Source organism: Austwickia chelonae NBRC 105200, assembly GCF_000298175.1.
Lineage (GTDB): Bacteria > Actinomycetota > Actinomycetes > Actinomycetales > Dermatophilaceae > Austwickia > Austwickia chelonae.
In genome coordinates, this window is sequence record NZ_BAGZ01000008.1 from 369,480 (window position 1) to 390,650 (window position 21,171).

The following is a 21,171-nucleotide window of genomic DNA, read 5'->3' on the forward strand; positions in this document are numbered from 1 at the left end:
TTTCAGCCGAACGTCGTAGGCGGTCACACCTCTGAGGTGTGACCGCCTACGACGTTCTTGGCGTGTTCTAGGCTGACCGATATGGCTGTGAACTCCGACTTCGAGGGACGGAAGTACGATCCGAGTCCGCCTTTTCTTGTGGGGCGGGAGTCCGTGCGGGATTTCGCTCGCGCTGTGGGCGCACGATCCCCGCTGCATCACGATGTCGTAGCTGCTCGAGCCGCAGGTTACCGCGATGTCGTAGCACCGCCGACCTATGCCGTGGTGATCGCGCAACGCTGTGAATCTCAGTACATCGGGGATCCGGAGGCAGGTATCGACTTCTCCAGGGTGGTCCATGTGGAGGAGCGTTTCGAGATGGGCAGCCCGTTGGTGGCCGGAGACGAGGTGATAGCTGTGCTCCAGGTCGAGCGAGCTCGTGCGATGAGAGGAAACGGCATGATCACTACCCGTTGCGAGCTGTTCGTCGGCGGAGAACCTGTGGGTGAGGTTGTCTCTACCCTGCTCGTCCGGGCCGAGGAAGCACTATGACGTCAATGAAGATCTCGGATGTAGCAGAAGGAGACGTCCTGGGCCCCCTGACGGTTCCTGTCGACCGCGAACGCCTGCTCGCCTATGCGGCGGCAAGCGGCGATCATAACCGCATCCATTGGGACTCCCAGGTCGCCCGATCGGTAGGGCTACCTGATGTGATCGCTCACGGCATGTGGACGATGGGATCGGCGATCGAGGTATTGGGTCCCCTGGCGGCGGATCCGGGTTCGATCAGGCATTACAGCACGAAGTTTGTATCACCGGTGGTGGTTCCGTCCTCCGGCGCCGTGGAGATCACGGTGGTCGGGGAGGTGAAGAAGGTCACCGCCTGCGACGTGATGATCGAGCTCGAAGTGCGGTGCGCGCAGGAAAAAGTGCTCTCACGGACGAGAGTGGTATTGGCTTCCGACCAGGAGAAGGCTGCGAATTGATGGATGAACAGGCCAATGTCGAGCTGGCGCATCATACGACGATGCGTGTGGGAGGGCCGGCTCGCCGGTTCGTCTCTGCTCGGACTACGGAGGAGCTGGTGGCTGCTCTGCAGGAGGCCGATTGCGGCTCCGAGCGTGTCTTGTTGCTCTCGGGGGGATCCAATCTACTGATCGGTGACGATGGGTTCGACGGGACCGTCGTTCAGATTCTTTCGAAGGGCATCTCTGTCGAGGAGAGCTCGGCCGACACGGTGTTGGTCCGGGTGTCTGCAGGGGAGCACTGGGGGGCCTTCGTGGATCTAGCGGTCGTCGAGGGCTGGTCCGGTGTGGAGTGCCTGGCAGGCATACCGGGTGCGGTGGGGGCGACGCCGGTGCAGAACGTCGGGGCGTACGGCCAGGACGTGTCACAGACCATCGTTCAGGTCCGGGTCTGGGACCGGGAAACCGGGAAGGTCGAGGATCTTTCCGCTCAGGAGTGTGCTTTCAGCTATCGCCACAGCCGTTTCAAGCACTCGGATCGGTACGCCGTTCTCGATGTGCTCTTCAAGTTGTCCCGGAGTCGGCTCTCCGGGCCGCTGGGTTACGCCGATCTGGCCAAAGGGCTGGGAGCGGAGCGGGGAGCCAGGCTTCCTCTTGCAGAGGTCAGGGATGCCGTTCTGGTGCAGCGCAGGATGCGCGGCATGTTGCTAGATCCAGCCGACCATGACACGTGGAGTTGTGGCTCGTTCTTCACGAACCCCGTCTTGTCTCAGGTCGAGTTTGACGGCTTGTGCGAGAAGGTGACCGCCATCGAGGTTGGCGCTACGCCCCCACCGTCTTTCCCTGCAGGTGAGGGACAGATCAAGACGAGTGCAGCTTGGCTCATTGATCGGGCGGGATTCGGTAAGGGCCATGGGCTTCCGGGCCCTGCCTCGTTGTCGACTAAGCATGTGTTGGCGGTGACAAACCGTGGGCATGCTCGAGCCGATGACGTCCTGGCCCTCGCGAGGCAGGTCCGGGACGGGGTCCGTGAGGCTTTCGGAGTCACGCTCGTGAACGAACCGGTCATGGTGGGCGTGGAACTGTGACCTCTTGAATCAGTCTCGGGGGTGCCTGGTTGGCCAGCTCGGCATGTGTTCACGTATGCTCTACCCTCGGACGCACTTACAAAGCTATTCCGAGTGTTCCTCCAAGGTGTTTGACATCTTGATGGAGCTTTTGGAGGGTGGAGTGAGGAAGTACCTAGGGCAGTGGCTCAATTGGCAGAGCACCGGTCTCCAAAACCGGCGGTTGGGGGTTCGAGTCCCTCCTGCCCTGCGGTGAGGTGGCGGTCGACTGTATTTGGTCGATTTGCCACCGACTCAGGACAACACTTCACATAAGTACCCGCCACCGGCGCCACAGCACTGCATGCGCTGTGGCGCCGATCAGCGCAGGAGATGAGAACGGTGGCCGACGACAGCCTGACAGGCGCCTCGCGCTCGGCTTCTTCGCGTTCTGATAAGCGGAAAACGGGTCAGCGCAGAGGTGTGTTCGCGGCTATTGGCCTCTTCATCCGGCAGATTCTGGACGAACTGGGCAAAGTTGTTCGACCTACTCGTTCGGAGTGGGCCACCTACACAACTGTGGTCATCATCTTTGTCGTGGTGATTATGCTTTTCGTCTTCGGGATGGACACGCTCTTCACCAAGCTTGTCTTCTGGGTGTTTGCGGGTAATGATTCTTAGCTGTTTCTCCAGCTCTGTTACGACCCCGGCAGCTGCTGCCGGCCGCCAGCACAGGAAAGGTCATCGACGTGTCTGATCAGTGGACTTCCGACGTTTCGGAAGACCGGGCCGACCCCAACGGGGTCACCTCCGACGTCGAGGAGCCCGTTCTCGCCCAGTCAGCTGCTGCGACCGAGGCTGCGGCCGAGGCGGAGACTGATTCTGCGAATCCTTCTGGCGAGCCCGAAGAGGGGCAGGCCATGGAAGAACTGCGCGCCATGCTGCGTGGTCAAGCCGGTGACTGGTACGTGGTCCACAGCTATGCCGGTTACGAGAACAGGGTCAAGGCCAACCTTGAACAGCGCGCCCAGTCTCTTAACATGGAGGATTACATCTTCCAGGTCGAGGTACCGATGGAACAGGTCACCGAGATCAAGAACGGTCAGAAGAAACTGGTACGCCGGGTACGTATGCCTGGTTACGTGCTCGTTCGGATGGACCTCACCGACGAGAGCTGGGGGACGGTTCGACACACCCCTGGAGTCACCGGCTTCGTTGGAAATGCCTACTCTCCGGTTCCGCTGAGCCTGGATGAGGTCTTCTCGATGTTGGCGCCTTCGATCGAGGAAGAGCCCAAGGTCGGCGCGGCCAAGCCTGCGCCCAAGGTGATCTCGGATGCGACTGCCGTGGACTTCGAGGTCGGGGAATCTGTCACTGTGATGGAAGGTCCTTTCGAGACGATGCCTGCGACGATCTCCGAGGTGATCCCGGAGACGCAGAAGCTGAAGGTCTTGGTTTCCATCTTTGGGCGTGAGACCCCCGTGGAGCTTTCGTTCAATCAGGTCGCGAAGATCTAATTTGGGACGAAGAGTAAAAGTGCGGTTCGCCGCGCGGTCATGCAACCAGGTCATCGCCCACGGCGTCGGCCTACGACACTGAGAAGGACAGATCGATATGCCTCCCAAGAAGAAGGTATCCGGTTACATCAAGCTGCAGATCCAGGCTGGTCAGGCTACTCCGGCGCCGCCGGTGGGTCCCGCACTGGGCCAGCACGGTGTCAACATCATGGAGTTCGTCAAGGCCTACAACGCTGCGACAGAAGCTCAGCGTGGAAGTGTGATCCCGGTTGAGATCACTGTCTACGAAGACCGCTCCTTCACCTTTGTCACCAAGACTCCCCCCGCTGCTGAGATGATCAAGAAGGCAGCCGGTATCGCGAAGGGGTCGGGAGAGCCCCACAAGAACAAGGTTGCGAACCTGACCCAGGACCAGGTTCGTGAGATTGCCCAGCAGAAGATGGTTGACTTGAACGCCAACGACATCGAGCAGGCCATGAAGATCATCGCCGGTACTGCGCGTTCTATGGGCGTCACGGTCGAATGATCTTTCGGTGGTCCTCGGGTCTACGAGGACCACATCCAGGGTGACCCTGATGGCAGCCTTTACCGGGCCGTTCGGCAATGATCATCGGTTCCGATAAATGCTGGCCATCTGGGATCGCTCGCCATAGTGGGAGGGCAGCGCTAGCCCGCACCACGATTTCCTTTCGCAGTGATCTCAAGGAGAAGTCATGAAGCGCAGCAAGTCCTACCGTGCAGCGGCAGAGAAGATCTCAGCTGATCGGCTGTATGCCCCGCTCGCGGCTGTGCGTCTCGCCCAGGAGACCAGCACGACGAAGTACGACGCTACGGTCGAGGTTGCGCTCCGTTTGGGTGTCGACCCCCGCAAGGCTGACCAGATGGTTCGAGGCACGGTCAACTTGCCTCACGGTACGGGTAAGACGGCCCGGGTGCTGGTGTTCGCCACCGGAGCGAACGCAGAGGCTGCTAAGGAAGCTGGAGCAGATTACGTCGGTTCTGACGAGCTGCTCACCAAGATCCAGGGCGGTTGGTTGGATTTCGACGCGGTGGTTGCGACCCCGGATCTCATGGGTAAGGTCGGTCGCCTCGGCAAGGTGCTGGGCCCGCGCGGTCTGATGCCGAACCCGAAGACCGGCACGGTAACGATGGACGTCGCCAAAGCTGTGACTGATATCAAGGGCGGAAAGATCGAATTCCGCGTCGACAAGCACAGCAACCTCCATTTCATCATTGGGAAGACGTCTTTCTCTGAGCAGTCTTTGGTCGAGAACTACGCTGCTGCGATGGAGGAGATCCTGCGGCTGAAGCCTTCTGCGAGCAAAGGCCGCTACATCATCAAAGCGACGATGTCGACGACGATGGGCCCGGGCATCCCCCTGGACTCGTCAAAGACCCGCAGCTTGATGGATGAGGACCAGGCGAACGGCTGAAAGCTTTTTCCTGATTGTCGAGAGGCCTGCCTGTCAGCTGCTGACGGGCAGGCCTCTCGACTGCATAGGTCCAGGTTTTGTCTGTTCGATTTTGGCAATGGCCGGGTTGCCAGTAAACTTCTCGTTGACCCATGACCGCCGGTTGCTGCCTCTGTGGATTCGTTCCCTGGGTAGCCGAAGGCCCCTAAACATCGATTTAGGGCGTCCGGCGCAGGCCACGATTTATGAGAGTAAGCGTTCTAGAACGCTCTTTCAGGCTCCCGTGACCTGCGCCGGGAGCCTTTTTTCGTGGGGCTGATGGGTGCCGGCACACCAGGAGAAGGAGGCCCCATGGCAACGCCGCAGAAGCAGGCAGCCATCGCCGAGCTCAGGGACAAGTTCCGTGAGTCCGATGCGGCCGTTCTCACGGAGTACCGCGGTCTGACCGTGGCCCAGCTCAAGGAGCTGCGGAACTCGCTGCGTGAAAACGGAACGTACTCCGTGGTGAAGAACACGCTCACCGACATCGCTGCCAAGGAAGCCGGCGTCACGGCGTTCGAGGGCAAGATGACCGGGCCCTCCGCGATCGCCTTCATCACGGGCGACCCGGTGGAAGCCGCCAAGAGTCTGCGTGACTTCGCCAAGGCGAATCCTCTCCTCGTTATCAAGGGCGGTTACCTCGACGGTAAGTCGCTCTCGGCCGAGGAGATCAACAAGCTCGCGGACCTCGAGTCCCGCGAGGTGCTGCTGGCCAAGCTGGCAGGCGCCATGAAGGCGTCGCTTAGCCAGGCCGTTTACCTCTTTGCCGCACCGTTGTCGCAGGCAGCCCGCACTGTCGACGCATTGCGGGCCAAGGTCGAGGCTGAGGGACCTGTTTCCTCGGCCGCGGCAGGGGAGCAGGACACCCCGGTCTCGGCAGACGCTGAGACCACCGCCGACGTCGCCGAGGGTGGCGACGCGAGCTGAACCCAATCGGGTAGCAGTTCATTCCACACATAGCCACTCACGGCAGAAGCAAGGAAGGAAGCCATCATGGCCAAGCTCAGCACTGAAGAGCTCCTCGACGCGTTCAAGGAGATGACCCTGATCGAGCTCTCTGAGTTCGTTAAGGCCTTCGAGGAGACCTTCGAGGTTACCGCCGCCGCTCCGATGGCGATGGCAATGGCTCCCGCTGCGGGGGGCGACGCCGGCGCCGCTGCGGAGGAGGAGAAGGATGAGTTCGACGTTATCCTGACCGCCGCTGGCGACAAGAAGATCCAGGTGATCAAGGAGGTGCGCGCCCTGACGAGCCTCGGCCTGAAGGAGGCCAAGGACCTCGTTGACGGTGCGCCGAAGCCGGTCCTGGAGAAGGTCGACAAGGACGCTGCGGAAAAGGCTAAGGCTGCACTCGAGGGCGCTGGCGCTTCCGTCGAGCTCAAGTGATCGCAGCCCCGTAGAAGCGGGGCAGTGTGCGGTGTTCGCTTTATCTGTGAACACTGGATTGTGATATCAAAGGCGGGCCAGCTCTCTTGCGAGAGCTGGCCCGCCTTTGGTTTGGACCTTGACGTCTGACCAACTGCAGTGCATTCTCGTGAGCACGGTGAGCTTGCACTCGTCTGCCGGGTCAGGGTTCATGGTGTAGAAGGCTTGGCGTCCTATGGCGGCCGTCGGGATCGGATGCCTGTGAATGGATTAGACTTGCAGCTTCTGTATCGGTATGCTGTTGATTTGCGCTGCCCATTTCTATATGGTTGACGATGCGCATGTGATCCTGCGACCGGTTTAGGTAAGAACCTCGAGCAGTGGCTTATGCCAGGTCGGGGCAGGTTCACATGGTGTGTCGGGGTGAGCGTGGAAACCGCCTATCGTGACAAAGGCCCGTGGAAGGACCCTCCTTGGCTGCCTCGCGCATTGCGAACCAGAAGATGTCCACCGCACTCACCGCTTCCGGCCGGGTGTCGTTCGCCAAGATCCGTGAGCCGCTCGAGGTCCCTGACCTCTTGGCCCTGCAGACCGAGAGCTTTGACTGGCTACTCGGGAACGAGCGCTGGCAGGCACGTGTCGAGGACGCGATCGAAGCTGGCCGTAACGACGTGCCTGAGCGTTCTGGACTGGAGGAGATCTTCGAGGAGATCTCCCCGATCGAAGACTTTGCCGGATCGATGTCCCTGTCCTTCCGGGATCACCGGTTCGAGGAGCAGAAGTACTCCATCGAGGAGTGCAAAGAGCGCGACATGACCTACAGTGCGCCCTTGTTCGTCACCGCTGAGTTCATGAACAACAACACCGGCGAGATCAAGAGCCAGACGGTGTTCATGGGCGACTTCCCTCTCATGACAGATCGGGGGACCTTTGTGATCAACGGCACCGAGCGTGTCGTGGTCAGCCAGCTGGTGCGTAGCCCCGGCGTCTATTTCGAACAGTCCGTCGACAAGACGTCTGACAAAGACATCTTCTCTGCGAAGGTCATTCCTAGCAGAGGCGCTTGGCTGGAGTTCGAGATCGATAAGCGCGACATGGTCGGCGTGCGCGTGGACCGGAAGCGGAAGCAGTCGGTTACGGTCCTCCTGAAGGCGCTTGGCTGGACGGACGCTCAGATCTTGGAGACCTTCGGGGAGTACGAGTCGATGCGACTCACCCTGGAGAAAGATCACACAGCGGGTCAGGACGAAGCGCTGCTCGACATCTACCGAAAGCTGCGGCCGGGAGAGCCTCCGACGCGTGAGGCTGCTCAAGCGCTCTTGGACAATCTCTACTTCAATCCAAAACGCTACGACTTGGCCAAGGTCGGCCGGTACAAGCTCAGCAAAAAACTCGGGATTGATGCAGACCTTTCTTCATCCACCCTGACCGTGGACGACGTTGTGGCCACTATCCGCTACCTCGTGGCGTTGCATGCTGGGGAAACCTCTCTCAAGGGAATCCGGCACGGTGCCGAAGTTGACGTCCGCGTTGAAGTCGACGACATCGATCACTTCGGCAACCGTCGTCTACGTAACGTCGGTGAACTGATTCAAAACCAGGTCCGCACCGGTTTGTCCCGCATGGAGCGGGTCGTACGTGAGCGTATGACCACCCAGGACGTTGAGGCGATCACACCGCAGACCCTGATCAACATCCGGCCGGTCGTCGCTTCCATCAAGGAATTCTTCGGTACCAGCCAGCTGTCGCAGTTCATGGACCAGAACAACCCTCTGGCCGGACTGACCCATAAACGCCGACTCTCAGCATTGGGTCCTGGCGGTCTTTCACGTGACCGTGCTGGTATGGAAGTTCGTGACGTCCACTCCTCGCACTACGGACGCATGTGCCCGATTGAGACGCCTGAAGGCCCGAACATCGGTCTGATCGGGTCGCTCGCTTCCTACGGGCGGATCAACCCCTTCGGGTTCATCGAGACGCCCTATCGCAAGGTCGTCGAGGGTCAGGTCAGCGATGAGGTGCATTACTTGTCTGCCGACGAGGAGGACGAGTTTGTCATCGCGCAGGCGAATGCGCCTCTCACCGAGGACGGGCATTTCGCTGAAGAGCGTGTCCTTGTTCGGACCAAGGGTGGAGAAGCAATCGACGTTCCTGGTGGGGAAGTCGATTACATGGATGTCTCCGCGCGTCAGATGGTCTCTGCTGCGACTGCCCTGATTCCCTTCCTCGAGCACGACGATGCAAACCGTGCCCTGATGGGTGCGAACATGCAGCGTCAGGCAGTGCCATTGGTCCGCAGCGAGGCGCCACTGGTCGGTACGGGTATGGAATTCCGTGCAGCTCTCGACTCTGGGGACGTCGTCCGTGTGAAGCAGGGCTGTGTGGTCGAGTCTGTTGCCGCCGACATGGTGACGGTCGCCAACGACGACGGGTCACATCAGACCTACCGGATCGCGAAGTTCATGCGTTCCAACCAGGGAACCTGCTACAACCAGCGTGTGGTGGTGAGCGAAGGGCAGCGGCTCGAAGCGGGTGCCGTTGTCGCCGACGGGCCGGCGACCGACGGTGGTGAGATGAGCCTGGGCCGAAACCTCCTTGTGGCGTTCATGCCGTGGGAGGGGCTCAATTATGAAGATGCCATCATTCTTTCTCAGCGCTTGGTGCAGGACGATGTCCTCTCCTCAATTCATATCGAAGAACACGAGATTGATGCTCGTGACACGAAACTGGGACCGGAGGAAATTACTCGCGACATTCCGAATGTCTCAGAGGATGTTCTGGCGGACCTCGACGAACGCGGCATCATCCGGATCGGCGCCGAGGTCCGAGACGGGGACTTGCTCGTCGGTAAGGTCACGCCCAAGGGAGAGACCGAGCTGACTCCGGAAGAACGCCTGTTGCGCGCCATCTTCGGTGAGAAGGCGCGGGAGGTGCGAGACACCTCGTTGAAGGTGCCTCACGGAGAAACCGGGACAGTCATCCACGTCAAGGTCTTCGACCGGGAAGATGGAGACGAACTCCCCCCGGGTGTCAACCAGTTGGTGCGTGTCTATGTGGCGAACCGCCGCAAGATCACCGACGGTGACAAGCTTGCAGGTCGACACGGGAACAAGGGTGTCATCTCCAAGATCGTCCCGGTGGAGGACATGCCCTTCTTGGAAGACGGGACTTCGGTCGATGTGATCCTGAACCCGCTCGGTGTTCCCGGCCGAATGAACATCGGTCAGGTCATGGAGCTTCACCTGGGTTGGGCTGCCAGCCGAGGCTGGAAGATCGAGGGTGAGCCCGAATGGGCGATGAACATTGCGGACGAGGTCCGTGAGGTTGCGCCCGGAACCCGGGTCGCCACCCCTGTGTTCGACGGCGCCCGCGAAGACGAAATCACCGGTCTGCTCGACTCGACACTGCCTACCCGCGACGGGGTCCGGCTTATCGGAGCCTCTGGTAAAGCCCGATTGTTCGACGGGCGTTCGGGAGAACCTTTCCCTGCTCCGATCTCGGTCGGTTACATGTACATCTTGAAGCTGCACCACTTGGTCGACGACAAGATCCACGCACGCAGCACTGGCCCCTACTCGATGATCACTCAACAGCCTCTCGGAGGAAAGGCCCAGTTCGGTGGGCAGCGGTTCGGTGAGATGGAAGTGTGGGCGCTGGAGGCTTATGGAGCTGCTTATGCCCTGCAGGAGCTCCTGACGATCAAGTCTGATGACGTGACCGGCCGTGTGAAGGTCTACGAGGCCATTGTCAAGGGTGAGAATATTCCTGAACCCGGTATTCCCGAGTCGTTCAAGGTTCTGATCAAGGAGATGCAGAGCCTCTGCCTTAACGTGGAGGTTCTCTCGTCCGACGGCTCGCATATTGACCTGCGCGAGCCTGACCAGGAGGTTTTCCGGGCTGCTGAAGAGCTCGGTATCGACCTGTCTAGGCGTGAACCGAGCAGCGTCGAAGAGGTATAGGGCTGTTGCCCTCGCGTCCCGCTGCGGTCGGAAGCCTCGGCTGCCGACCGCAGCCAGGGGACCCGGAATGCCATCCGGAACCCCGGAATGTGGAGGACTTGCGCAGCTGATGCTGAGCAGCTCTTCACCACTAAGACATCTAGACGAACTTACGGAACGTAAGCGAGGAGCACTAAGTGCTGGACGTTAACTTCTTCGACGAGTTGCGCATCGGGCTGGCAAGCGCAGACGACATCCGGGCCTGGAGCCACGGCGAGGTCAAGAAGCCGGAAACCATCAACTACCGCACTCTGAAGCCGGAGAAGGACGGTCTCTTCTGCGAGAAGATCTTCGGTCCGACCCGCGACTGGGAATGCTATTGCGGTAAGTACAAGCGAGTTCGCTTCAAGGGCATCATCTGCGAACGTTGCGGAGTTGAGGTGACTCGCTCAGGTGTCCGTCGTGAGCGGATGGGGCACATCGAGCTCGCTGCGCCGGTAACTCACATCTGGTACTTCAAGGGTGTACCGAGTCGTCTGGGCTACTTGCTCGACCTGGCGCCGAAGGACCTGGAAAAGGTCATCTACTTCGCGGCCTACATGATTACGTCGGTCGACGAGGAAGGGCGGCACCGGGACCTTCCTAGCCTTGAGGCACAGCTGCAGTCCGAGAAGAAGGTCATCGAGAATCAGCGCGACGCTGATATCGAGAACCGTGCTCGGAAATTGGAGAGCGACCTCGCGGAACTGGAAGCAGAGGGCGCAAAGGGCGATGTCCGCAGGAAGGTCCGCGAAGGCGCAGAACGGGAGATGAATAATCTCCGGAAGCGTGCGGATGCTCAGGTCGAGCGGCTCGAACAGGTGTGGGACAGGTTCAAGAACCTCAAGGTTCAGGACCTGGAAGGGGATGAAATCCTCTACCGCGAGATGCGTGACCGTTACGGGATGTATTTCGAAGGTGGGATGGGAGCCGCAGCACTCCAGAAGCGGCTGGAGACCTTCGACCTCGAACTTGAGGCGCAGCTGCTGCGAGAGATCATCGCCACTGGTAAAGGGCAGCGTAAGACCAGGGCCCTGAAGCGCCTTCGAGTGGTCACCGCTTTCCAGACGACAGGCAATTCCCCGGTGTCCATGGTGCTCGACTGCGTTCCGGTGATTCCTCCGGATCTGCGCCCCATGGTTCAGCTTGATGGTGGGCGTTTCGCCACCTCGGACTTGAACGATCTGTACCGGCGCGTCATCAACCGGAACAACCGCCTCAAGCGTCTTCTGGATCTCGGTGCTCCTGAGATCATCGTGAATAACGAGAAGCGGATGTTGCAGGAAGCTGTTGACGCGCTCTTCGACAACGGGCGTCGTGGACGACCGGTGACTGGGCCCGGTAACAGGCCGTTGAAGTCCTTGTCTGACATGCTCAAGGGGAAGCAGGGACGTTTCCGTCAGAACCTGCTCGGTAAGCGCGTGGACTACTCGGGCCGGTCCGTCATCGTGGTTGGTCCTCAGCTGAAACTGCATCAGTGTGGCCTTCCCAAGCAGATGGCCCTGGAACTGTTCAAACCATTCGTGATGAAGCGACTGGTCGACCTCGACCACGCGCAGAACATCAAGAGTGCCAAACGCATGGTCGAGCGTGCCCGCCCTGTTGTGTGGGACGTTCTCGAAGAGGTCATCACCGAGCATCCGGTGCTCCTCAACCGGGCGCCCACCTTGCACCGTCTGGGTATTCAGGCGTTCGAACCGCAGCTAGTCGAAGGAAAAGCAGTCCAGATCCACCCCTTGGTCTGCTCTGCGTTCAACGCGGACTTCGACGGCGACCAGATGGCTGTTCACGTGCCTCTCTCTTCCGAGGCACAAGCCGAAGCGCGCATTCTCATGTTGTCCAGCAACAACATCCTCAAGCCTGCAGACGGACGTCCGGTCACCATGCCTACCCAGGACATGATCATCGGACTTTTCCACTTGACCTGTGAGGTTCCTGAAGGCAAGGGGGCCGGACGCGCATTCCGCACGGAATCCGAGGCCAGGATGGCCTTTGACGCAGGTGAGTTGGAGATCGGCTCGCCAATTACTTTGCGCGTGGTCGACACGGTGCCGCCGGCTGATGCTCAACTTGCCGAGGGTACCGAGGTAGACGAAGACGGTCGTGTGGCCAACCTGACCTTGAAGACGACTCTGGGACGTGCGATCTTCAACCGGACTCTTCCCCTCGATTACCCGTTCGTGGACGCGCCGGTTGACAAGAAGCGGTTGTCGACGATCGTGAATGACCTCGCTGAGCGTTACAGCAAGGTGCAGGTCGCAGCCAGCCTGGATGCCCTTAAAGAGACCGGTTTCCACTGGGCGACCCGTTCCGGCACCACGGTTTCTGTTTCGGACGTGGTGACGCCCCCACGCAAGGGAGAAATCCTTGCTGGCTACGAGGCCAAGGCCGAGAAGGTCCAAGTTCAGTACGAACGTGGTTTGATCACTGATGATGAGCGTCGTCAAGAGCTGATCGAGATCTGGACTCAGGCCACCAATGAGGTTGCCAAGGAGATGGAAACCAACCTTCCCCGGACCAACCCGATCTTCCGGATGGTGTCGTCGGGTGCTCGTGGTAACTGGATGCAGCTGAGGCAGATCGCCGGTATGCGAGGTTTGGTGTCTAACCCGAAGGGCGACATCATCCCGCGTCCGATTAAGTCGAATTTCCGCGAGGGTCTTTCTGTTCTCGAATTCTTTATCTCGACTCACGGTGCGCGTAAGGGCCTGGCCGATACTGCTTTGCGTACGGCTGACTCGGGTTATCTGACCCGTCGTCTGGTGGATGTGTCGCAGGACGTGATCATTCGTGAGGACGACTGCGGAACCGAGCGTGGTCTGGCTATGCCAATCGCTGTTAAGAATGCTGATGGCACGCTGTCCATCCATGACGACGTCGAGACTAGCGTCTATGCGCGGACTCTCGCCGAGGACATTGTTGACGCGGACGGCGTGGTTCTGGCCGAGGCCGGTATTGACCTCGGTGACGTAGTGATCGCAGAACTGATTGCTGCCGGCGTGGAGAAGGTTAAGGTTCGTTCGGTCCTGACCTGCGACAGCCATGTCGGAACCTGTGCTCGGTGCTATGGCAGGAGCTTGGCAACCGGCAAGCTGGTCGATATCGGCGAAGCGGTTGGTATCATCGCGGCGCAGTCCATCGGTGAGCCCGGCACCCAGCTGACCATGCGTACCTTCCACACCGGTGGTGTCGCCGGTGATGACATCACGCAGGGCCTTCCTCGTGTGGTCGAGCTCTTTGAAGCACGTACTCCGAAGGGTGTGGCCCCCATCGCCGAGGCGAACGGCCGTATTCAGATCGAGGAGACTGATAAGGCACGTCGGATCCTGTTGACGCCGGATGACGGTTCAGAGCAGCACGCCTATCCGGTAAGTAAGCGAGCTCGTCTCCTGGTGAGCGATGACGAACATGTCGTGGTAGGGACTAAGCTGGTGCAAGGAGCTGTGGATCCGAAACAGGTCTTGCGTATACAAGGCCCCCGCGCGGTTCAAATGCACCTGGTGGACGAGGTCCAGAACGTCTACCGTCAACAGGGCGTGTCGATCCACGACAAACACATCGAAGTCATCGTTCGGCAGATGCTGCGCAGGGTCACCATCATCGAGGCTGGCGATGCAGAACTGTTGCCGGGTTCGATGGCTGAGCGTGGGGCCTTCGAAACAGAGAACCGGCGTGTGGTGGCAGAAGGTGGCCGGCCAGCTTCAGGTCGTCCTGAACTGATGGGTATCACCAAGGCTTCGCTGGCGACTGACAGCTGGCTGTCCGCTGCTTCCTTCCAGGAGACGACCCGGGTGCTTACCGATGCCGCTATTCACGGTAAGAGCGATCCGCTGTTGGGTCTGAAGGAGAACGTGATTCTCGGTAAGCTGATCCCCGCTGGTACGGGCCTTCCCCGTTATCGCAACGTCAAGGTTGAGCCGACGGAAGAGGCGAAGGCTGAGATGTACGCGATGCCTGACTACCAGCAGTATGACTACCCGGTCTTCGGTCCGGGAACTGGTGAGGCCGTCCGGTTGGATGACGCTTCACTGGGACTGGACAGGGACTGACCGGCCAGGTGGTGCCCGTGACGAGCTGACTTGTGTCCCTCGTCACGGGCACCACCTGCTGCCTTGTCAAGGATGACAAGGGTGGAAGCGTGCCTGTGCTGCTCTAAGTCTGTGTAGGTGAGGAGCACAGTGTTTAGATTTCTAGCATGCGATTTGGAGCGCGGACAGGCACCCGGTAACCTGGAAAAGCATGTACCGGGTCCAAAGGCGATCCGGTCTGTCCTCTCGCCGGGCAGCCGGCAGTACTCCGAGGCTTAGATACGCAGCCTTTGTGCACAGTCACAGGGAGTCGGAAGTGCGGGGGAGAGCACTCGTGTAGACGATTTTGTCCATACGGGATTACTAGGAAGGCCAGGCGGCTTCGCTGCTGCTGGCCACGACGAATCGATCACGGAGAGTTTGTGCCTACCATCAATCAGCTCGTCCGCAAAGGACGGCAGGACAAGGCCAGCAAGGCCAAGACTCCTGCGTTGAAGGGAAGTCCTCAGCGGCGCGGTGTTTGTACCCGCGTCTACACCACCACGCCTAAGAAGCCGAACTCGGCGCTGCGGAAGGTCGCTCGTGTAAAGCTGACCTCTGGCATCGAAGTCACTGCTTACATTCCCGGAGTCGGTCACAACTTGCAGGAGCACTCAATTGTGCTTGTGCGTGGTGGTCGAGTGAAAGACCTCCCCGGTGTTCGTTACCGTATCATTCGGGGATCGCTCGACACCCAGGGCGTGAAGAACCGGCAGCAGGCACGTAGTCGTTACGGTGCGAAGAGGGAGAAGAAGTAATGCCTCGCAAGGGCCCCGCTCCTAAGCGCCCTCTGGTTGTAGACCCCGTTTATGGGTCGCCACTGGTCACTCAGCTCGTGAACAAGATCCTTCTTGACGGTAAAAAGTCGATTGCTGAGCGGATTGTCTATGGCGCGCTCGAAGGCTGCCGAGAAAAGACCGGAACCGATCCGGTTGTCACGCTGAAGCGTGCCCTCGACAACGTGAAGCCGACCCTTGAGGTTCGCAGCCGCCGTGTTGGTGGCGCGACTTATCAGGTTCCTGTCGAGGTCCGACAGGGCCGTTCTACGACGCTGGCTCTTCGCTGGCTTGTCGGTTACAGCCGCCAGCGTCGTGAGAAGACGATGACCGAGCGACTTATGAACGAGATCCTCGATGCCAGCAACGGCTTGGGTGCCTCCGTGAAGAAGCGTGAGGACACGCACAAGATGGCCGATTCCAACAAGGCTTTCGCGCACTACCGCTGGTAAGCACTTCGAGGCCCTGTGGTTCACCTGGAGTGAACCACAGGGCGCTCTCGGTGCCAGGCTTAGAAAAGTGGCACCGGAAGACGACCACTATCGCAACGAGACGAGACGAGAGATCTAGTGGCACTGGATGTCCTCACGAACCTTTCGAAGGTTCGCAATATCGGCATCATGGCGCATATCGACGCCGGCAAGACGACTGTCACCGAGCGCATCCTGTTCTACACCGGTATCAACTACAAGATCGGTGAGACGCATGACGGCGCGTCAACGATGGACTGGATGGAGCAGGAAGCAGAACGAGGGATCACCATTACCTCGGCTGCAACGACCTGTTTCTGGAAAGACCACCAGGTAAACATTATTGACACGCCTGGTCACGTTGACTTCACTGTCGAAGTTGAGCGGTCACTGCGCGTCCTGGACGGTGCGGTAGCGGTTTTCGATGGGAAGGAAGGGGTTGAGCCTCAGTCCGAGACTGTATGGCGGCAGGCGGATAAGTACAACGTTCCGCGGATCTGTTTTGTCAACAAGATGGACAAACTTGGGGCTGACTTCTTCTTCACGGTCAAGACCATCATTGACCGGTTGGGAGCTACGCCGTTGGTGATGCAGCTTCCTATCGGAGCTGAGAACACTTTTGCTGGCATGGTCGACCTCATGTCCATGAAAGCCTTCGTCTGGCACGGTGAAGTGCAGAAGGGCGAAGATTACACCATCGAGGAGATTCCTGAGGATCTCCGAGAGCAGGCGGAACAGTATCGGCAAGAGCTCGTCGAAAAGGTCGCGGAGTCCGATGACGCCCTCATGGAGAAGTACCTCGAGGGCGAGGAACTGACTGTCGAAGAGCTGAAAGCTGGTATCCGCAAACTGACGATTGCGGGAGAGGCATATCCCGTTTTCTGTGGTTCGGCCTTCAAGAACAAGGGCGTCCAGCCCATGCTTGATGCAGTTGTCGACTACTTGCCTGCTCCCTTGGACGTTCCGGCAATGGTTGGCCATGATCCTAAGGATGAGACGAAAGAAGTCATCCGTCATTCGGATGCTTCGGAACCCTTTGCGGCACTGGCATTTAAAGTTGTCAGTCATCCTTTCTTCGGTCGTTTGACCTATGTTCGGGTCTATTCCGGGCATATCGCCGGGGGGCAGCCTGTCTACAACTCGACGAAGCAGAAGAAGGAACGCATCGGAAAGCTTTTCCAGATGCATGCCAACAAGGAGAATCCGGTCGATTCGGTTTCTGCTGGACATATCTACGCCATGATTGGTCTGAAGGACACGACAACTGGCGATACCTTGTGCGATTTGAACGACCATGTTGTTCTTGAATCGATGACATTCCCGGACCCGGTCATCAACGTCGCTATTGAGCCCAAGACCAAGGGTGATCAGGAGAAGCTCTCTACGGCTATCCAGAAGCTTGCCGAAGAAGACCCGACGTTCCAGGTCGAGTTGGATCAAGAGACTGGGCAGACCATTATCAAGGGTATGGGCGAACTCCACCTTGATATCCTTGTTGATCGCATGCGTCGTGAATTCAAGGTTGAAGCTAATGTCGGTAAGCCGCAGGTTGCTTATCGGGAGACCATTCGCCGCAAGGTGGAGAAAGCTGAGTACACCCATAAGAAGCAGACTGGTGGGTCTGGCCAGTATGCAAAGGTGCAGGTGACCATTGAGCCTCTCGAGACCTCCGAGGGTGAGATGTATGAATTTAAGAATGCAGTCACTGGTGGACGTATTCCTCGTGAGTACATTCCGAGCGTAGACCACGGGATCAAAGACGCCATGCAGGTTGGCGTGCTCGCGGGTTACCCGCTGGTAGGTATCAAGGCCACGCTGCTTGACGGCGCATACCACGAGGTCGACTCTTCGGAGATGGCCTTCAAGATCGCGGGATCCATGGTCCTGAAGGAAGCCGTCCGCAAGGCAGAGCCTGTCCTGCTCGAACCGATGATGGCTGTTGAGGTTCGCACGCCAGAGGATTACATGGGCGACGTCATCGGTGACTTGAACAGCCGCCGTGGGCACATTCAGTCCATGGACGACATCAGTGGTGCCAAGTCGGTACGCGCTCTTGTTCCTTTGTCGGAGATGTTCGGTTACGTCGGAGACCTTCGATCGAAGACGCAGGGGCGGGCGAACTACACCATGCAGTTCGACTCGTACGCCGAAGTTCCTCGGAACGTGGCGGATGAGATCATCAAGAAGATGCGGGGCGAGTAAGGCGGGTAGACTGTCCCGCTGACAACCTTTGCGTCAAACAGCAGTAACTTTTTCCCGAAGCAATACGTCGCCACGTCCACCCTGGCGTACGGCGTTAGAACACCAAGTCCAACAGGAGGACCCCAGTGGCGAAGGCGAAGTTCGAGCGGACCAAGCCGCACGTCAACATCGGCACCATCGGTCACATCGACCACGGCAAGACGACGCTGACGGCGGCCATCACCAAGGTTCTGCATGACCAGTACCCGGAACTGAACCCCTTCACGCCGTTCGATGAGATCGACAAGGCGCCTGAGGAGCGGCAGCGCGGTATCACGATCTCGATCGCTCACGTCGAGTACCAGACCGAGACGCGCCACTACGCTCACGTTGACTGCCCCGGTCACGCTGACTACGTGAAGAACATGATCACCGGCGCGGCTCAGATGGACGGTGCGATCCTTGTGGTCGCGGCGACCGATGGCCCGATGCCCCAGACGAAGGAGCACGTCCTCCTGGCCCGCCAGGTTGGAGTTCCTTACATCGTCGTGGCACTCAACAAGACCGACATGGTCGACGACGAGGAAATCCTCGAGCTCGTCGAGATGGAGGTTCGTGAGCTTCTTTCGTCCTACGAGTTCCCCGGCGATGACCTCCCGGTCGTCAAGGTTTCTGCTCTTAAGGCGCTGGAAGGCGACGCCGAGTGGGGCAAAGCCATCGTCGAGCTCATGACTGCTGTCGACGAGTACATTCCGGAGCCGCAGCGCGAGACCGAGAAGCCGTTCCTCATGCCGATTGAGGACGTCTTTACGATTACGGGTCGTGGAACTGTGGTCACCGGGCGTATCGAGCGAGGCATCCTCAAGGTTAACGAGGAGGTCGAGATCGTCGGTATTCACGACAAGACCCACAAGACCACTGTCACGGGCATCGAAATGTTCCGTAAGTTGCTGGATGAGGGCCGCGCGGGTGAGAACGTGGGGCTGCTGCTCCGCGGTATCAAGCGTGAAGAGGTTGAGCGCGGCCAGGTTGTGTGTAAGCCGGCGTCCATCACTCCGCACACGGAGTTCGAAGGTAACGTCTACATCCTCTCCAAGGATGAGGGCGGCCGTCACACGCCGTTCTACGACAACTACCGTCCTCAGTTCTACTTCCGTACTACTGACGTGACCGGCGTTGTGCATCTTCCTGAAGGCACTGAGATGGTTATGCCTGGCGACAACACTGAGATGAAGGTTGACCTCATCCAGCCCATCGCTATGGAGGAAGGCCTTAAGTTCGCTATCCGTGAAGGTGGGCGAACTGTGGGTGCGGGTCGAGTTACCAAGATCATCAAGTGATCTGATTGGATTTATCGTCTATTTATGTGATTCATAAGTAGACAATTCCCGAGTGAGGGCCGAGATTCTAAATCTCGGCCCTCACTCGTGTCAGAAATAGAACCTGATCAGTTGAGGCTCCGGGTAACAGCATTTTCTAGAGCTCTTTCAATGGCTATGACGCCGCGTTCCTCGCAGAAATGAGACTCATATGCGTGACGTGCGTTGTGCGCCCATCTGGACCTGGTTTCAGGGGTCGCCCGGTATGCGTCCATGATTGCAGCAGCCAGTGCGGGTCCGGAGCCAGGCGTACACGTGAGGCCAGTCTCATATTTGTCGACGACATTTGCGACATCGCCAGCAGCCGAGACTAGCATCGGGCGCCCCGCCGCCATGGTGGCTTGTGTTTTGCTGGGAAGGGTTAAACGGTAGACCGGAAGGTCTTTGAGGATGATGAGTTGCATATCGGCTGCTGCCATGACTTCAGCCATCTGATTAAAAGGCTGAGGTTGGCTGAAGCGGACATTTGTGAGTGCCTCTGCATGAACTCTTCTCTCAAGTCTTTCTCTCGCGACTCCTGTACCCACCAGGGTGAATCCAATCTCTGTTTGATTGCGGAGGATGCCTGCGGCATCTAGAAGGGTATCTAGTCCCTGGACTTCTCCCATGGCGCCGGCGTACATGATCGTGAAAGGCCGGTCGATTCCTATTTCTTTCTTCAGTGTGTCACTACAAGTGGTGGGGTGAAATGCTTTTTCATTGCACCAATTTGGGATGAAACCTACTTTCTCCTCTGAAATTCCTCGTTTCTTAATTTTGTTTATCATTCCAGGTGAAGACACTTGAATAGAGGAAGCCAATCGGTATGCGTAGTCCGTAAATGGATGTATGCCGGCTTCGAGTTTGCGCGCAGTCCCTTCCGAGACGAATCCGCTGGCAGTTACCGTTTCCGGCCATATGTCCTGGATGTGTAATACGTAGGGGATGCCAAAGCGAGCTCGTAAGGCCATGGCTGGCATCGCGGCGGTGGCCGGGCTTGAATGCACCCAGACGGCGTCTACATCTCTGAGATGCCGGAGCGCATGCGCTGTGGCAGTGGCGGCAAAGGTTGTGTACGTGCCGATACGTCGTATCGCACGGTCGTCGTGGCTCAAGTAGTGTGGGGCTCGATGGACGATGACCCCGTCAATCTCCTCCTGATGGTGCCACCTCTGTTGGTACCCCTCATACACTTGAGAGTCAGGATAATTGGGGAAGGCGGTCACGACTTTCAGCTCATGGCCGCGCTGAGAGAGTGCGGACGCTATGACGCCGGGTAGCGCTGCGGCACCTCGTTCGGGGGTGTAGTACTGGGTGACAAACCCGATCTTCAAGGGATCCTCCAGGAGTGATGAAAAAAATCGGGCGGGGTGCCCGGGCAGGTTGGGCTGGTCTGCATATTGATTAATGGGACGCGATTTGTCCTAAGGGCTTCAGCTCTGGCACTATAGACAGGTTGCTTGACACGTGGGCTGCCTACTGGGTGGTGCCGCGGTCCCTCGAACAGAGGTTACTAGCTGCCACGAATCTTGTTCGTGGGCTGGTCCTGCGCCGAGGGTTGGTCAGGACCAGTGGTATCGAGATGACGTAGAAGTACCGATTGGGTGCTCTGTGCTCTTTGTCGGCAGGGCGACACGCCCGACCGCGGGGGTCGCTTGATATCCACAACGAACATAGAATCAGTGGAACGACGAGAGAGAGTCAGACGAAGCGATGGCGGGACAGAAGATCCGCATCCGGCTGAAGTCGTACGACCACGAGGTCATCGACAGCTCGGCGCGTAAGATTGTCGACACGGTCACCCGCGCCGGCGCCACGGTGGTGGGCCCAGTGCCGCTCCCGACGGAGAAGAACGTCTTCGTCGTCATCCGGTCACCACACAAGTACAAGGACAGCCGCGAGCACTTCGAGATGCGCACGCACAAGCGTCTGATCGACATCGTCGATCCGACGCCCAAGGCAGTCGACTCGCTGATGCGTCTCGACCTGCCGGCTGACGTGAACATCGAGATCAAGCTCTGA

Annotated in this window: 17 protein-coding genes and 1 tRNA gene; 17 read left to right on the forward strand and 1 reads right to left on the reverse strand. The window is 58.9% G+C overall.

The window, feature by feature from the left end:
* Nucleotides 1–81: 81 nt before the first annotated feature.
* The 16 genes from AUCHE_RS08315 (at nt 82) to tuf (ending at nt 19,131) form a co-directional block, all read left to right on the forward strand.
* The gene (locus tag AUCHE_RS08315) at nt 82–531 is read left to right on the forward strand and encodes an FAS1-like dehydratase domain-containing protein (protein ID WP_006502837.1); all 450 of its coding nucleotides are present in this window, start codon (nt 82–84) and stop codon (nt 529–531) included.
* Complete coding sequence (locus AUCHE_RS08320; protein WP_006502838.1) at nt 528–965, forward strand: MaoC/PaaZ C-terminal domain-containing protein; 438 nt, start codon at nt 528–530, stop codon at nt 963–965. Before AUCHE_RS08315 ends, AUCHE_RS08320 begins: the two co-directional genes overlap by 4 nt.
* A complete protein-coding gene (locus AUCHE_RS08325) occupies nt 965–2,032 on the forward strand; it encodes a UDP-N-acetylmuramate dehydrogenase (protein WP_006502839.1) in 1,068 nt (355 codons plus the stop codon). Before AUCHE_RS08320 ends, AUCHE_RS08325 begins: the two co-directional genes overlap by 1 nt.
* 156 nt (nt 2,033–2,188) lie before the next feature.
* A tRNA-Trp gene (locus AUCHE_RS08330) sits at nt 2,189–2,261 on the forward strand.
* A gap of 131 nt (nt 2,262–2,392) precedes the next feature.
* Nucleotides 2,393–2,671: a preprotein translocase subunit SecE gene (gene secE, locus AUCHE_RS08335; protein WP_006502840.1), complete on the forward strand. Its 279-nt coding sequence runs from the start codon at nt 2,393–2,395 to the stop codon at nt 2,669–2,671.
* Between the two features lie 68 nt (nt 2,672–2,739).
* On the forward strand, nt 2,740–3,507 hold the full coding sequence (gene nusG, locus AUCHE_RS08340) for a transcription termination/antitermination protein NusG (RefSeq protein ID WP_006502841.1): 768 nt from the start codon (nt 2,740–2,742) through the stop codon (nt 3,505–3,507).
* Nucleotides 3,508–3,604: 97 nt separating this feature from the next.
* Nucleotides 3,605–4,033, forward strand: a complete 429-nt coding sequence (gene rplK, locus AUCHE_RS08345; RefSeq protein ID WP_006502842.1) for a 50S ribosomal protein L11 — start codon at nt 3,605–3,607, stop codon at nt 4,031–4,033.
* A gap of 187 nt (nt 4,034–4,220) precedes the next feature.
* Nucleotides 4,221–4,940 carry a 50S ribosomal protein L1 gene (gene rplA / locus AUCHE_RS08350; RefSeq protein ID WP_006502843.1) on the forward strand — a complete coding sequence of 240 codons (720 nt, stop codon included), beginning with the start codon at nt 4,221–4,223 and terminating at the stop codon, nt 4,938–4,940.
* A 330-nt stretch (nt 4,941–5,270) separates the two neighbouring features.
* On the forward strand, nt 5,271–5,885 hold the full coding sequence (rplJ, locus tag AUCHE_RS08355) for a 50S ribosomal protein L10 (RefSeq protein ID WP_006502844.1): 615 nt from the start codon (nt 5,271–5,273) through the stop codon (nt 5,883–5,885).
* A gap of 66 nt (nt 5,886–5,951) precedes the next feature.
* Nucleotides 5,952–6,341 (forward strand): 50S ribosomal protein L7/L12, encoded by a 390-nt coding sequence (gene rplL, locus AUCHE_RS08360; protein WP_006502845.1) that lies wholly within the window; start codon nt 5,952–5,954, stop codon nt 6,339–6,341.
* A 452-nt stretch (nt 6,342–6,793) separates the two neighbouring features.
* A complete protein-coding gene (gene rpoB / locus AUCHE_RS08365; protein WP_006502846.1) occupies nt 6,794–10,279 on the forward strand; it encodes a DNA-directed RNA polymerase subunit beta in 3,486 nt (1,161 codons plus the stop codon).
* A 176-nt stretch (nt 10,280–10,455) separates the two neighbouring features.
* Nucleotides 10,456–14,346, forward strand: a complete 3,891-nt coding sequence (locus AUCHE_RS08370; RefSeq protein WP_006502847.1) for a DNA-directed RNA polymerase subunit beta' — start codon at nt 10,456–10,458, stop codon at nt 14,344–14,346.
* A gap of 401 nt (nt 14,347–14,747) precedes the next feature.
* Nucleotides 14,748–15,122 carry a 30S ribosomal protein S12 gene (gene rpsL / locus AUCHE_RS08375; protein ID WP_006502848.1) on the forward strand — a complete coding sequence of 125 codons (375 nt, stop codon included), beginning with the start codon at nt 14,748–14,750 and terminating at the stop codon, nt 15,120–15,122.
* Entirely contained in the window at nt 15,122–15,592 is a 471-nt protein-coding gene (gene rpsG, locus AUCHE_RS08380) for a 30S ribosomal protein S7 (protein WP_006502849.1), read from the forward strand. The genes rpsL and rpsG overlap by 1 nt, the downstream gene beginning before the upstream one ends.
* 117 nt (nt 15,593–15,709) lie before the next feature.
* Entirely contained in the window at nt 15,710–17,812 is a 2,103-nt protein-coding gene (gene fusA / locus AUCHE_RS08385) for an elongation factor G (RefSeq protein ID WP_006502850.1), read from the forward strand.
* 125 nt (nt 17,813–17,937) lie between these two features.
* Nucleotides 17,938–19,131 (forward strand): elongation factor Tu, encoded by a 1,194-nt coding sequence (gene tuf, locus AUCHE_RS08390; RefSeq protein ID WP_006502851.1) that lies wholly within the window; start codon nt 17,938–17,940, stop codon nt 19,129–19,131.
* Nucleotides 19,132–19,238: 107 nt separating this feature from the next.
* Here tuf and AUCHE_RS16175 read toward each other — a convergent pair whose 3' ends face one another.
* On the reverse strand, nt 19,239–20,483 hold the full coding sequence (locus tag AUCHE_RS16175) for a glycosyltransferase family 4 protein (RefSeq protein WP_006502852.1): 1,245 nt from the start codon (nt 20,481–20,483) through the stop codon (nt 19,239–19,241).
* Between the two features lie 379 nt (nt 20,484–20,862).
* On the opposite strand from AUCHE_RS16175, the gene rpsJ reads away from it, so the two are divergent.
* Nucleotides 20,863–21,171: a 30S ribosomal protein S10 gene (gene rpsJ / locus AUCHE_RS08395; RefSeq protein ID WP_006502853.1), complete on the forward strand. Its 309-nt coding sequence runs from the start codon at nt 20,863–20,865 to the stop codon at nt 21,169–21,171.

Bases quoted from the DNA above. Each gene is read 5' to 3' on its own strand.
- AUCHE_RS08315 (WP_006502837.1), top strand. From the start codon at position 82: ATGGCTGTGAACTCCGACTTCGAGGGACGGAAGTACGATCCGAGTCCG.
- AUCHE_RS08320 (WP_006502838.1), top strand. From the start codon at position 528: ATGACGTCAATGAAGATCTCGGATGTAGCAGAAGGAGACGTCCTGGGC.
- AUCHE_RS08325 (WP_006502839.1), top strand. From the start codon at position 965: ATGGATGAACAGGCCAATGTCGAGCTGGCGCATCATACGACGATGCGT.
- rplK (WP_006502842.1), top strand. From the start codon at position 3,605: ATGCCTCCCAAGAAGAAGGTATCCGGTTACATCAAGCTGCAGATCCAG.
- rplA (WP_006502843.1), top strand. From the start codon at position 4,221: ATGAAGCGCAGCAAGTCCTACCGTGCAGCGGCAGAGAAGATCTCAGCT.
- rplJ (WP_006502844.1), top strand. From the start codon at position 5,271: ATGGCAACGCCGCAGAAGCAGGCAGCCATCGCCGAGCTCAGGGACAAG.
- rplL (WP_006502845.1), top strand. From the start codon at position 5,952: ATGGCCAAGCTCAGCACTGAAGAGCTCCTCGACGCGTTCAAGGAGATG.
- rpsG (WP_006502849.1), top strand. From the start codon at position 15,122: ATGCCTCGCAAGGGCCCCGCTCCTAAGCGCCCTCTGGTTGTAGACCCC.
- rpsJ (WP_006502853.1), top strand. From the start codon at position 20,863: ATGGCGGGACAGAAGATCCGCATCCGGCTGAAGTCGTACGACCACGAG.